The organism is Janthinobacterium sp. GW821-FHT03C10 (assembly GCF_059420865.1).
The window spans coordinates 1-13,524 of sequence record NZ_JBWKUN010000007.1; the positions used below are offsets into that span (position 1 = coordinate 1).

The 13,524-nt window shown below is 65.8% G+C and carries 7 protein-coding genes; 1 reads left to right on the forward strand and 6 read right to left on the reverse strand.

Annotated features, from left to right (window positions below; all coding sequences use genetic code 11):
• From AC07VH_RS22070 to AC07VH_RS22085, 4 genes are all read right to left on the reverse strand, one after another.
• A partial coding sequence (locus AC07VH_RS22070) for a beta strand repeat-containing protein (protein ID WP_494804034.1) occupies window positions 1–4,854 on the reverse strand: 4,854 nt, incomplete at its 3' end.
• 16 nt (window positions 4,855–4,870) lie between these two features.
• A complete protein-coding gene (locus AC07VH_RS22075) occupies window positions 4,871–6,481 on the reverse strand; it encodes a ShlB/FhaC/HecB family hemolysin secretion/activation protein (protein WP_494788976.1) in 1,611 nt (536 codons plus the stop codon).
• Between the two features lie 210 nt (window positions 6,482–6,691).
• Window positions 6,692–8,947 (reverse strand): CHASE2 domain-containing protein, encoded by a 2,256-nt coding sequence (locus tag AC07VH_RS22080; protein WP_494788977.1) that lies wholly within the window; start codon window positions 8,945–8,947, stop codon window positions 6,692–6,694.
• Window positions 8,944–10,566, reverse strand: coding sequence for a GAF and HD-GYP domain-containing protein (locus AC07VH_RS22085; RefSeq protein ID WP_475415567.1), 1,623 nt, complete (start codon window positions 10,564–10,566; stop codon window positions 8,944–8,946). Before AC07VH_RS22085 ends, AC07VH_RS22080 begins: the two co-directional genes overlap by 4 nt.
• 198 nt (window positions 10,567–10,764) lie before the next feature.
• Here AC07VH_RS22085 and AC07VH_RS22090 point away from each other — a divergent pair, with 198 nt between their 5' ends.
• On the forward strand, window positions 10,765–11,661 hold the full coding sequence (locus AC07VH_RS22090) for an MBL fold metallo-hydrolase (RefSeq protein WP_475415568.1): 897 nt from the start codon (window positions 10,765–10,767) through the stop codon (window positions 11,659–11,661).
• A 169-nt stretch (window positions 11,662–11,830) separates the two neighbouring features.
• Here AC07VH_RS22090 and AC07VH_RS22095 read toward each other — a convergent pair whose 3' ends face one another.
• The gene (locus AC07VH_RS22095; protein WP_072452470.1) at window positions 11,831–12,844 is read right to left on the reverse strand and encodes an inorganic phosphate transporter; all 1,014 of its coding nucleotides are present in this window, start codon (window positions 12,842–12,844) and stop codon (window positions 11,831–11,833) included.
• A 39-nt stretch (window positions 12,845–12,883) separates the two neighbouring features.
• Entirely contained in the window at window positions 12,884–13,510 is a 627-nt protein-coding gene (locus AC07VH_RS22100; protein WP_010400015.1) for a DUF47 domain-containing protein, read from the reverse strand.
• Window positions 13,511–13,524: the final 14 nt, after the last annotated feature.

Consider the following 13,524-nt stretch of genomic DNA (forward strand, 5'->3'; position numbering starts at 1 on the left):
CGTCAAGGCATCGCCCTGGACGCGGTCGTCGCCAAAGCCCACTTGCGCGCCCGTCGTGCCGTCATACGTCTTGTTGATGCCAGTAAAACTCACGTTCAGGGTGCGCGCCGCGATGTCGGCCGTGGTGCTGCCAGAGTTGGCGCCCAGCACATAGTTGCCGGCGTCGCCGCCGCTCACGCCCACATTGGTCACCGTGACGGTTTTGCCAATACCTGCGTTCTTGTTGCCAAACGCGGCAGTGCCCGCCACCGTCAAGGCATCGCCCTGGACGCGGTCGTCGCCAAAGCCCACTTGCGCGCCCGTCGTGCCGTCGTAGGTCTTGTTGACGCCGTTAAAGCTTACGTTCAGGGTGCGCGCCGTGATGTCGGCCGTGGTACTACCCGCATTTCCATTGAGTACATAGTTGCCCGCATCGGCGCCCGTCAGGTGACCCGTCGCCACCTGATAATCGACCACTTTGCCAGTGCCGACATGCTTGTCGCGGAAGCTGCCCTGCAAATCCGCCATGGCGACCTGGTCGCCCGTTACCAGGCCTTCGAAGTAGCCATTCAGGGCCGCCTGCAAGGTGCCGTCGTAGACGCGGCTCTGCGCGCCCGAAACGCCATAGTTCAGGACGCGCGCCGTGATGGCCGCCGTGCCATCGGCCGTCGTCGCGGCCAGGCTGTAGTTGCCCAGTTCATTGCCGCCCAGGGCCAGGCCGCTGGCGTGCACGGCCTTGCTGGCGCCCACATTCTTGTCGAGGAAGGCGGCGCTGCCGCTGACGCTGATGTTGTCGCCAGTGACCACGTTGCCCAGCAGGAAACTGACGCCATCGTAGCCCAGGGTGCCGTCATAGACCTTGCCATTGCCGCCGAGGCTCACCGTCAGCGCGCGCGGCGTGATGGCGAAGGTGGTCGTGCCGCCCATGGTGATGTCGTACTTGGTCGACCACAGGCCCGTCGCTTCGTAGCTGCCCACGTTGCGCGCGTTGCCGTAGCCGAGGCTGCCATTCACGCCCACATCACCGTCGAGCAGTCCCACGTAGCCGATCGAGCCGAGGAAGGCGGCCAGCTGGCCATCGTAGACCTTGCCCGTGGCATTGCCCGAGAGATTCACCTGCAGCGGCTTGAGGAAAGCCTTCAGCATCGGCGTCGTGTAGCCTTCGTAGATGCGCCACACGCTGCTGAAATTGTAATCGTTGAAACTGCCTTGCTGCCGCATCTGCGCCGTGCTGCGGCCGCTGGAGCCGCCGCCATCCATCTGCACCAGCGACGTTTCATAATTGAAAAAACCATAGGCGAACGGCGAACCGGTAGCCACGCGGCCGGCCACCGCGCCCACCGCCGCATAGCCGTCGCCGGTCACGGCGCCGCTGCTGAAGACATGGCTGACGCTGCCCGTGCTTTCACCGACCAGCCCGCCCATGTTTTCCCAGGGTAAGATGGAATCGGCAATGCCGGCCCGGCCCACGGCGCCGCTGGCATACGCATCGTCGATGCTGCCGCCGTTCAAGCCCACCAGGCCGCCGATGCTGCGCGCGCCGCTGACCTTGCCGGTGGCATAAGACTGGCTCAGCGCCCCCTGGTTGTTGCCGACCAGGCCGCCGATCATCTCGCGCGCGCCCGTCACCGCGCCGGTGGCGTACGAGGTCGCGATGCTGGCGCCGGACGCATTCGATCCCGCCAGGCCGCCGATGGCGCCGCCGCCATCGGCATTCACGCCGGTGACGGCGCCGCTGCTGGCCGACAGCGTGATGGCGCCGCCGTTGCTGCCCACCAGGCCGCCGACATTGCGCTGGCCGCTGACGGCCACGCTGCTGTTCACGCCGTCGATAGTGCCGCTGACGACCTCGCCCGCCAGCGCGCCCACGTTCGCCGTGCCGGTGACGCTGCCGCCGCTCAGGGTCAGGTTGCGCAAGGTGCCGCCCTGCACGGCGCCAAACAGGCCCGCGGCCGAACCTGGGACCAGGCTGCGGTCGATCTTCAAATTGCTGAGCGTAAATCCGCCGCCATCGAACACGCCGGAAAAACCGCTGCCGCCGCCGGCGATCGGCACGAAGCCCTGGCCATCGTTCCAGTTCGTCGTGCCGCTGGCGTCGATATTGCCGGCCAGGCGATAGCTGTTGCCCAGACCCAGGCTGGCGATGCCTTGCACGCCATAGATATCGGCGATCAGATAGGGCGAGGACGTGCCGCCGTCGCCGCCGCTCGCGCGCAGGAAACTCCCCTGCGCAATGCTGAAGCCGCGCGCGGAAAACCCGGGCAGGCTGGCACTGTTTTGCACCCAGCGGCCGCCATCGAGCAGGAAATCGCCACCCACGCTGACGGCGCCGCTGGCGCTGATGTTGCCGCCGGAAGCCAGGGTCAAGCCCCTGGCCACGCTGAGGGGACCGTTCAGGTTGATATTCCCGCCCGTGCGCAGCACAAGTTGGTTCAGCTCGCCTTGCGACGCCAGGTCCAGCGCGCCCATGAGATTGACGACCCCGCTAAAACTGTCGCCGCCCACCAGCACGGTACCGGCGCTGATGGTCTTCAATTCCGCTTCGCTCAGGCCCAGGCTGCTGGCATTGTCCGCCGCCCCCGTGCCCAGGGTAATGGTGCCCACGCTGGAACGGCGGTTCAGACTGACGGTGCCGCCCGCCGTGGCCGCTACCGATTGCGCACCGCCGCCGAGGCTCATATTGTCGGCAACCAGATGGAGCGCCCCTGCGGACAAGCCGCCGCCGCTGGCGACCGACAGCAGGCCGGCGGCCGTGACGGCGATGCTGCCGCCGTCCTGGCGCAGCGCCAAGGTGTTCGCTACGAGCACATTGCCGCCGCTTTCGAGCACGAGGTTCTTCACGCCGCCGCCCGCCGCGACAATCGCCAGGTCGATCGCCTGCTCCACCGTCAGGTCGCCGCCGGCGGCACTGCCGATATGCACGCTGCCGGCGGCGATACGGTTCAGTTCGGCATTGGTCAGGCGCAGGCCGTTACCGGGCTTGTCGCCCAGCACGATCTCTCGTCCCGCGCTGAACGCCTGCATGGTCACCCCGGCATTGCCGGCGGCGCCGCCAACATTGATGGCGCCGTTGATGCTGATGTTGTCCGCCTCCAGCAGCACCGTCTGGCCGGCGACGCCGCTGCCCAGCAGCTGATCGCCGCTGCCCGTCAGGTCGATGGAACCCCCGGCGACATTCGCGCGCAAGGTCAGGTTGCCGTTGCCGACATTGACCGAGCCGACGCCGAAAGTGATGCCGGCGCCGGACAGCCGTACCTCGCCATTGCCGCTGCCAAGCGCCGCGTTCAGGTTCACGTTCGAGCCGGCGCCATAGGCCAGGCCGGCGGCCGCATCGTTGGCCGACAGCGTGATATGGCCGCCATTGGTGGTGATGGGCGCATTGACATTGATGATCTCGCCCGCCTGCGCCGTCAAGCCCACGCCTTGCTGCGCGATGTTGATGGCGCTGTTGAAATTGATGCGATGCAGGGCCTGCAAGGTGACGTTGCTGCTGGCCCCGGAAATCAGGTCGGCGCCGATGCTGGCGTTGCCGGTGGATGGCGCGTCGGCGAACTGGTCGAAGCTGCTCAACTGACCGCCCGAACCGGCGACCACGGTGATATCGTAAGGATCGAGCAGCCAGTTGCCGCGCTTGCCATGCGCCGCACTGGTATCGACGCGGATGCCGTCGACGGCCAGGTAATGGCCCGACGTTTCCACAAAGCCGCCGTCGCCGCCCTGCGTGCCGCCGCGCGCGGACATGCTGCCGTGCACCTGGGCCGATTCATCGCCCCAGGCGATGACCTTGCCACCGTTGCCGCTGACGATGGCATCGGCGGTCACGCTGGCATCCTTGCCAACCAGCACTTGCCGCGCATTCTGCACGGCCGCGTTCTTGCCCTGGTAGTCGCCGCCCAGCAAGACCGTGCCGCCGCCCGTGGCACCGCTGGCGTCGACCTTCGCATTGCCCAGCAAACCCACCTGCTCGCCGAGCACCTGGATCTGGCCGCCCGTGCCGGCCGCGCCCGTGGCGCTGGTGACGCTGCCCGCTTCGAGCAGCGCCTTGCCGCTGGCCTTGAGCACGATCCTGCCGTTCTCGCCGACGACGGCGCTGTTGGCGTTGAGCACGCCGCGCTGGCTGACCAGTGCGCCGGCCATGCCGATGCTGCCGCCCTGGGCGATGATCTGCCCCAGGTTCAGGGCCTGGTCGGCTGGCGCCGAGACCAGCACGCGCAATTGCGGATTGCCGGGGTCGGCCAGCTGCACGCTGCGCCCGGCCGCCAGGATCACTTCGCCATTCGGCGCCGTGATGATGCCCGTGTTTTCCACGTTCGGCGCGATCAGCAGCACTTGCCCGCCCTTGCCAGCGTTGATGGTGCCCGCATTGCCGACGGCGCCGGCCACGCCGCCGGCCGTGAACTGGCGCTTGCCGGCCAGGAAGTCCTCATTCGACATGCCCAGGCTGGAAGCGACCAGGCCGTTCACGTCCACTTTCGCGCCCTGGCCGAAGACGATGCCGTTCGGGTTGATCAGGAAGACCTTGCCGTTCGATTCGAGCGCGCCCAGTATCTTGCTGGGGTCTTGTCCCGTGATGCGGTTCAGTACGGCGCTATTGCCGTTCTGCTGGATGAAGCGCGTGATTTCGCCCGCATGGATGGAAAAGCTCTGCCAGTTGATGATGGTGTTGGGCGTGTTCGTGATCGAGAAGACGTTGCCCTGCTGGTTGAACGTCGCCTGTCCATGGACCACCTGTGGCAAGGCGGGGTTGGCCTGCGCGGCGCCGAAACAGCCGGCCAGCAGCAGCGCCAGCGCCGTGCGGCGCAGCGGTAGCGCATAGGGTGACGAAAAGGCAGGCGTCAGGATGAAAACGGAGGCGTGCTGGACGTGGTTGTGCATGGTGTTCATCCTGATGCTAGTAGGCCAAGGCGAGGCGGAAATGCAGGCGGTTGGCGCCCCGCTGTCCCGTGTCGCCGCCATTGACGACATGGGCGTAATCGAGTTGCAGATTGGCGTCGCGGCTCAGCAGCAAACGCAGGCCGAGGCCGCCGCTGCTGATGCCTTGCGACGCGCTTTCGCCGGGCAGCGCATGGTTGCGGCGCAGCCAGGCCGTGTCATAGAACGCCAGCGCGCGGCACTGGTAAGCGAGCGCCTGGCCGCACCAGTTCGGCGTGTACAGTTCCAGGTTCAGGTTGACGCCCGAATCATTCGCTACCTCGCGCTCGGCAAAGCCGCGCACGGACGCGGCGCCGCCGGCGCCGAACTGCTCGCCCGGCACCAGCGCGTCGGGCGTCACCTGCGCGTTGGCCAGCGCGCGCCATTGCCAGTCGCCGGCCAGCACGCGGCCCGTGCTGGCGCTCAGGCGCAGCGTGTTGTAGGCCGCCTTGGCATGCGCGCGCACGCGGTCGAAATCGGCTTGCGCGCCATGCTTGCCGCCAGGAATGTTATGCGCGAAGGTGACCGCCACGCTGGTCTCGCCCTCGGGCAAGGTCCAGTTGCCGATATAGCTGATGCTGAGCGGATGCACGGTGACGTCGGCACCCAGTTCCATGCCGAACAGCTGCACGCTGTTGCGGTAAGCCTTGTAATCGACGCCGTACACGAGCTTGGGTTCGAAATCGCCGCTGCGGGCAAAGTTCTGGTTGTAGCGGATGCCGGCCATGCTGCCCTGGCCGCTGACGGCCAGGTCGAAAATGCCGGCCGAGACGCTGCCCGAATCGACGTTCGAATAGCTGGCGAAAAAGTCCATCGAGTCGCCCAGCGCATACAGCGGCAAGTGGTAGCCGGCGCCATACACGCCCACCTTGTCCGGCTTTTCCAGGCTGCTCGTGTATTGCAGGCTGGCGACGTGGTCGCGGCCGAACAGGTTGGCATGCTGCAGCACCACGCCCACGTGCGTCTTGCCCGTTTGCGCATTGCCCGTGTTGTCCACGTTGAGCATGGCCTTCCAGGGCTTTTCATCGGCCACCGTGACGATGGCATCGATGGCGCCCGCCGGCTCGTCGGCCTGCAGCCGCACTTCGATCTTGCGCGCCGGGTTTTCATTGGCCAGCTTCAGGCTTTGCGACAGGGCCGGCACGTTCGGCGTCCCGCCTTCGCGCAGGGATGGCAAGGCGCGCCGCACGTTGGCCTCGTCGACCCAGGCGTTGCCGCTGATAACAAGCTTGCCCAGCGGCGTTTGCAGCACGCTCAGACGCACCACGCCACGCTCCAGTTCCTGCTCGGGCAGTTGCACCTGCACGGCGCTGTAGCCGCGCTCGCGGTAAGCCCCTTCCAGCGCCTCGACGGCGCGGGCGATGTCGGAAAAATCGCGCTGTGCTCCCGTAAAGGGCGCCAGCAAGGCTTGCACCTGCGCGGACGTGAGCAGGGTATTACCCTGGACGTCGAAGCGGCGGATCTCGAAGCGCGGCACACCATCGTCCTGCGTGGCAGGAGCGGCTTCATCCATGGAAACGGCGGCGCCGGCGGCGCCGACGGCGAACAGCAGCGCGGAACCCGCAAGCAGGTGCACCAAACGATATGTCATGTGAAGGATTTCTTGTGTAACCGGACAAGCGCGCGGCCCGCAGGCGCCAGCGTGTCCGGCAATGGATTGAAGACAAATTTTAGACGGCTTTTAGTTTCCAGTCAGAAATTTCTAACATTTCTCCCTGATTTTTATCGCAACGCAACATACAACGCGCCGGGCATGCTGAAAAATGCCGGCATGGCCAGCCTTTTCCGGCGCGATGACAGGCTATTTGCTGTGCAATTCTGTCACGCCATCCCAGCCGGCCGGCGGTGGCGCGTTGCGGTATTGCGCCAGACGCGTCGCGTAGAGCCGGTACAGGCCATCATCGGGAAAGTCCGCCTGCAGGCCGGCCAGCTGCGCGCCAGCCGCCGCCCAGTCGCGCGCGCGCAGCCGGGCCAGCACCGCATGCCAGCGCTCGATCTGCGCCAGCTCGGCCGCTGCGGCACCGGCCAGCAGGCAGCGCGGCTCGAAGATGGCCACCGCTTCCTGCTTGCCCAGCACGCGTATGCGATCGAGTTCGCGGTACAGGAATTCCGGGGCGGCCGCGCGCGTGGCCCCGCCCACCACGATGCCCACGCCATACAGCTTGCTGGCGCCTTCCAGGCGCGCGGCCAGGTTGACGCTGTCGCCCATCACGGTATAGGCGCGGCGGATGCGCGAGCCCATGTCGCCCACATGCATGGGGCCCGTATTGAGGCCGATGCCGATGCGCAGCGCCGGCCAGCCGCGCGCGCAAAACCGCTGGTTCAGCCGCGCCGCGCTTTGCTGCATCAGCAGGGCGCTGGCCACGGCCCGGCTGGCGTGGTCGCCAAAGGCGACGGGCGCGCCCCAGAACGCCATCACGGCGTCGCCGATGTATTTGTCCAGCGTGCCGCCATGGCTGTCGCGGATATCTTCCGACATGGCCGTCAAGTATGCGTTGATGTATTCGCGCAGCGCAGCCGGCGCCAGCTGCTCGGAGATGGCCGTGAAACCGCGCACGTCGGCAAACAGCACCGTCAGTTCGCGGTTCTCGCCCTCCATGGTGTAGCGGCGCGGATCGTCGGCCATCTCGGCCACCAGCTCGGGCGCCACGTATTCGCCGAAGCGCGCCACCAGCGCGCGCCCCTTGCGCACCTCGAAAAAGTAGCCCCACGCCAGATTGGCGACGAACAGCGCAAGGATCAGCAACAGCAGCACGGCGCCGCCCAGCACCAGGTCGTGCACGGCGTACAGGTACAGGTTGATGCCGATGGCGGCGGCCAGCGCGGCCACGGTGGCCAGCATCACGCCAGCCGGCGGCAGCACGGCCAGGGCGCCCGCCAGCAGCAGGCCACACAGCACGATCTGCACCAGTTCCAACGCCAGCGCGTAGTCGGGCCGCGCCTTGAAGCGCCCGTCGAGCATGGACTTGATCAGGTTGGCGTGCACCTCCACTCCCGGATATTCGGCATTCACGGGCGTGGCGCGGATATCGTTCAAGCCGGGCGCCGTGGTGCCCACCAGGACGATGGCGCCCTTGAGCAGCGCGGGCGGCACCGTGCCGGCCAGCACATCGGCAGCCGACACGTAGCGGAAGGCGCCGCCATCGGGGCCGCCCGCGCCGCGGTACTGCACCGTGGTCGTCAAGGCTTCGCCGACAGGAATCGCCAGCGCGCCGCGCGGCGTGAACAGCATGATGTGTTCGAGGCCGCCGCTGGCCAGTTCGCGCGCCGACAGGGTATCGGCCGTGCCCGTGAAACGGGGGGAGATGGCGCGCGCCTGCAGGTAGACGGCGACGGTGGCCAGCGACAGCGAAGGGTAATAGCCGTCGCCGATGCGCTGCAACAGGGTCGAGGAACGCACGACGCCGTCGGCATCGGTCAGCGCCGTGAAGATGCCGGCGCCCTGCGCGGCCGCCTGCAGGGGCGCGATATTGGCTTCATAGCCGCGCGCCACATAGGCCGTGACCGTGCGCCCGTTCAAGTCGGCGACGGTGAAAGCGGGTTTGGGCAGCACGCCCTTCCTTTGCTGCTCCGAGACGCTGTAGCCCAGCACCACGGGCTGGCCGCGCATGGCCTCGGCAAACAGGCCGTCGTAGTCCATGGCCGGGCGCAGTTTTTCCAGCTGCGCCGGCAGGCCGGCCACGTCGGCCAGTGCGCCGCGCGCCAAGCCTTGCAGCACGGCGTAGCCGGAACTGGTATCGGCTTCGGGAAACGAGATATCGAAGCCCAGCGCGGCCACGCCGTAGTGGCCCGTGAGCTGGCGCACCAGGCGCGCCTGGATGTCGCGGCTCCAGGGAAAGCGGCCCACGCGGGCCAGGCTTTTCTCGTCGATGTCGACGATGACGATGCGGCGGTCCAGCTGCGGCGCATCCAGGCGCATGCGCCAGTCGCCCAGCATGGCATCGAACCGTGCGATCGTGTCGTTGCCGGCCAGGCACAGCACGGCGGCCGCCACGCTGAGGAGCAGGCCCAGCGCGAAACGCGCGCCATGCTTGCGCCAGGCCAGCGGCAGCTTCACGGGGTATAGCCCGGAATGGCCGCCTCGTCGACGGCATCGATCTGGCTCGGATGCATGTGCTTTTCAGCGAAGGTCAGATAGACCTTGCTGCGGATGAACACGTCGAACAGCTCCGGGTCGATATGCCCGTTCAAACTGAAATTGCCGAGGATGCGCAGCGATTCGGACAGCGACTTGCCCTTTTTATACGGCCGGTCGCGCGCCGTCAGCGCCTCGAAGATGTCGGCAATCGCCATCAGCCGCGCCGGCACCGACATCTGCTCTTTCGTCAATCCCCGCGGATAGCCCTTGCCATCCATGCGCTCGTGGTGGCCGCCCGCGTATTCCGGCACCTTTTGCAGGTGCTTGGGCCACGGCAGCGCTTCGAGCATGCGGATCGACACGCTGATATGGTTATTGACGATGGCCCGCTCGGCCGCCGTCAGGGTGCCGGCGCGGATGGTCAGGTTTTCCGTCTCGTCGGCATCGAGGAAATCGCGCAGTTCGCCGTCGGCCGCGCGCCAGCGGCGACGGGCGATCTGCCGCACTCTTTCCTGATCGGCCTGCGCCATGCTTTCGCCGCCGATGTTGACCCTGCGGATGAAGTCGCGCTCCTCGCGCAGCGCCGCCTGTTCCAGTTCCAGCGCGCGGGCGATGGCATCTTTCTGCTGCGGCTGCGCCGCCTGCTGGCGCAGGGCCGCGATCTCGGCGTCGCGCAACAGCACTTCGTAGCGCGTGTCGATCAGGGCGATGCGGTCGAAAATCGTTTCCAGCTTGGTGGCCTTGTCGACCACGTGCACGGGCGTGGTGATCTTGCCGCAATCGTGCAGCAGGCCGGCCAGCCACAGCTGCTTGCGCTCGTTGTCGCTGAGCCGGAAATCGGCCAGCGGCCCCGTTTGCGTCGCGTGTGCGGCATCGGCCAGCAGCATCGTCAGCTCGGGCACGAACTGGCAGTGCCGCCCCGTGTAGGGCGACTTTTCGTCGATGCCGATATTGATCAGGGTGACCAGCGATTCGAGCAGCTCTTCCAGCTGCGAAATGAGCAGCTGATTGGTCAGCGCCACCCCAGCCTGCGCGGCCAGCGCCTCGATGAAGCGCTGGTCGGTGGAGGAAAAGGCGCGCACCTGGCCCGTCTCGCCATCCTTGGCATTGACCAGCTGCAGCACGCCGATCAAGTCGCCCTCGTGGTCGCTCATGGGCACCGTCAGGATCGATTGCGTGTGGTAGCCGTGGTGGCGGTCGAAATCGCGCATGCCGGAAAAATTGAAGCCCTCGTCGCGGTAGACGTCGGCGATATTCACGCTGCGGCGCAGGTTCGCCGCATACGCCGCCACCGAGGCCAGGTTGGGCTGGCCCGCGCCATCGAACAGGGGCACGCCGGGCAAACCCATGTCCGCCCCCTGCGCGATGCCCAGGCTGTCGTTGACGCTGATGTCAAACGCCAGCTGGCGGCCCTCAAGCGCGGGCCGGTACAGGGTCGCGCCGTCGGCGCCGCTCATGCTTTTTGCCAGCAGCACGATGCGCTGCAACAGCGCGCCGATATCGTGCCCTTCGCCGCCCAGGCCATGGCCGAGCGCGACACTGAGTTCGGTCAATTGCTCCAGTCTGTGGGCGATTTTCTCAGGGTGCAACTGAGGCATGTTGGCGGCAATCAGGTAATGGGCAAGCAAAAAAGGGGAAGTCGGCAAGCGCCAGTGTAACGGCCACCCTGCGCACTGTACATTACTTAGTCACAACAAAATGAAATAACTTTCCGTATTGCAACACACATAAATGTTGCCGCCAATCTCATTAATTAGAATAGAATTAACAATAATTACACCGTAACAAGGTACTGAATGAAATTCACGTTCAGGGGCGTGCGCGGCTCCATCCCCTCCCCCGGCCCGCGCACGGCGCGCTATGGCGGCAACACCACGTGCATCGAGGTGCGCACCGACAACGATAGCCTGATCATTCTCGATGCGGGCAGCGGCATCTTTTCACTGGCGCAGCAGCTGCCGCCGGGCCAGCCCGTCGACGCGCACGTCTTCATCACGCACAGCCACTGGGACCACATCCACGGCTTGCCCATGTTCTCGCCCCTGTTCGTGGCCGGCAACCGCATGCGCCTGCATGGCGCCCTGGACGGCACCAGCGGGCGCGGCATCGAGCACGTGATGGCGGTGCAGCTGCAGGGCAGCTATTTTCCCGTCAGCGAAGCGGCCATGGCGGCCAGCATCGAGTACCGCACCCTGGCGCCGGGCGACATCGTCGACGTGGGCGGCGCGCGCGTGCGCGGCGCGGAAATGAACCATCCGGTGGTCAACCTCGGCTACCGCATCGACTGCGGCGGCGCCTCGTTGTTTTTCAGCGGCGACCATGAACCGTTCTACAACCTGCATCCGCCCGGCCACGCCGACCACGCGGCCTGCGCGGCGCGCAATGCGCAGCGCCAGGCCGGCATCGATGCGCTGGTCGCCGGCGTCGACGCGCTGATCATGGATTGCTCGTACACGCGCGAGGAATACCCGGGCAAGCAGGGCTGGGGCCACGGCACCTTCGACGCCGCCTTCGACCTGGCCCTGCGCTGCGGCGCGCGGCGCCTGTACTGCACCCACCACGAACCGACGCGCAGCGACGAGCAGCTCGAAGCCGTGTTTGCCGACGTGATGGGCCGCTATGCCAGCCGCCTGGCCGGCCTGCAGGTGTTCCTCGCCAGCGAGGGGCTGACGGTGGAACTGGCCGGCGCATAAAAAAAGGAACCTTACGGTTCCTTTTTTATACATGCGCCCAGTTGGCCCGAGGCCCTCTGAAAACCGTAGCGAGCAAGCCCGATATCGGATTGAGTAGCGGAGCTGTACTTTAGTACAGTGAGCAACGGAGATTCGATAGTGGGCTGCGCAGTAGGTTTGCAGAGGTGCCTTACATGATGTGGTGGCCAATCCACCAGGCGACTGCGGCAACAAACGCGGAAGCGGGAATCGTGAAGATCCAGGCCCAGACGATGTTGCCCGCCACGCCCCAGCGCACGGCCGACATTTTCTGCGACGAGCCGACGCCGACGATGGCGCCCGTGATCGTGTGCGTGGTCGACACGGGAATGCCCAGCGCCGTCGAGACGAACAGGGTGATGGCGCCGCCCGTTTCGGCGCAGAAGCCGCCGACCGGTTTGAGCTTGGTGATCTTCTGGCCCATGGTCTTGACGATGCGCCAGCCGCCGAACAGGGTACCGAAGCTGATCGCCGTGTAGCACGAGATGATGACCCACATCGGCGGCATGGCATCGGCCGCGCTGGAGTAGCCGGCAGCGATCAGCAGCATCCAGATGATGCCGATGGTTTTTTGCGCGTCGTTGCCGCCGTGGCCCAGGCTGTAGGCGGCGGCCGATACCAGTTGCAAACGGCGGAACCACTTGTCGACCTTGCGCGGCGTCGAGCGCACGAAGATCCACGACACGAGCAGCATCATGATGGAACCGAACACGAAGCCCAGCACGGGCGCGATGACGATGAAGGCCACGGTTTTCCACAGGCCGGCCGCGACCAGCGCGCCCGTGCCCGACTTGGCGACGGCGGCGCCCACCAGGCCGCCGATCAGGGCGTGCGAGGACGACGATGGAATGCCGTAGTACCAGGTAAACAAATTCCAGAAGATGGCGCCCATCAGCGCGCCGAAGATCACGTACTGGTCGATCACGGCCGGGTCGATGGTGCCCTTGCCCACCGTGGCGGCCACGGTCAGCTGGTGGAACACGAAGATGGCGACGAAGTTGAATGTGGCGGCCATGGCAACCGCGGTCTGCGGTTTCAATACGCCCGTCGAGACCACCGTGGCGATCGCGTTGGCGGCATCGTGGAAGCCGTTCATGAAGTCAAACAGCAGCGCCAGGACGATCAACAGGCCTAGCACGTAGATGCTGATTTGTATGGTCATTATAGTTTCTTTTCTGATTCTGGTTCAGGACAGGCCCAACGCTTACGCGTTTTCGACGATGATGCCTTCGATAATATTGGACACATCTTCGCAACGGTCGGTCACGGTTTCCAGAATTTCGTAGATCGCTTTCAGCTTGATCAGGTTGCGCACGTCCGGCTCGTCGCGGAACAGCTTGGACATCGCGGCGCGCATCACGTGGTCGGCGTCCGATTCCAGGCGGTCGATCTCTTCGCAGATGGCGACGATCTTGCGCGAGTTGTCCATGTTGTGCAGCATGGCGACGGCGTCGCGCACTTTCTCGGTGCAGGCCAGGACCAGTTCGGCCAGGCGCTTGGCTTCCGGCGTGACGGCCTTCAGGTCGTACAGCGAGACGGTTTGCGCCGCATCTTCCAGCAGGTCGAGGATGTCGTCCTGGCGCGTGATCAGCTGATGGATGTCATCGCGGTCGATCGGCGTGATGAAGGTCTTGTGCAGCATTTCCACGGTGGCGTAGGTGACCTTGTCCGCCTGTTTCTCGATGCTTTCGATCGCATGCACGCGGTTTTCCAGGTCGTCGAAATTGGTCATCAGGCCGAGCATCTCTTTCGCGCCCTTGACGCACAGTTCCGCGTGCTGGTTAAACAATTCAAAAAACTTGCCCTCAGTGGGCATCAAGCGTCCAAACATGTCATTCTCCGTTA

Bases quoted from the DNA above. Each gene is read 5' to 3' on its own strand.
- AC07VH_RS22090 (WP_475415568.1), top strand. From the start codon at position 10,765: ATGAAATTCACGTTCAGGGGCGTGCGCGGCTCCATCCCCTCCCCCGGC.
- AC07VH_RS22075 (WP_494788976.1), bottom strand. From the start codon at position 6,481: ATGACATATCGTTTGGTGCACCTGCTTGCGGGTTCCGCGCTGCTGTTC.
- AC07VH_RS22100 (WP_010400015.1), bottom strand. From the start codon at position 13,510: ATGTTTGGACGCTTGATGCCCACTGAGGGCAAGTTTTTTGAATTGTTT.
- AC07VH_RS22085 (WP_475415567.1), bottom strand. From the start codon at position 10,566: ATGCCTCAGTTGCACCCTGAGAAAATCGCCCACAGACTGGAGCAATTG.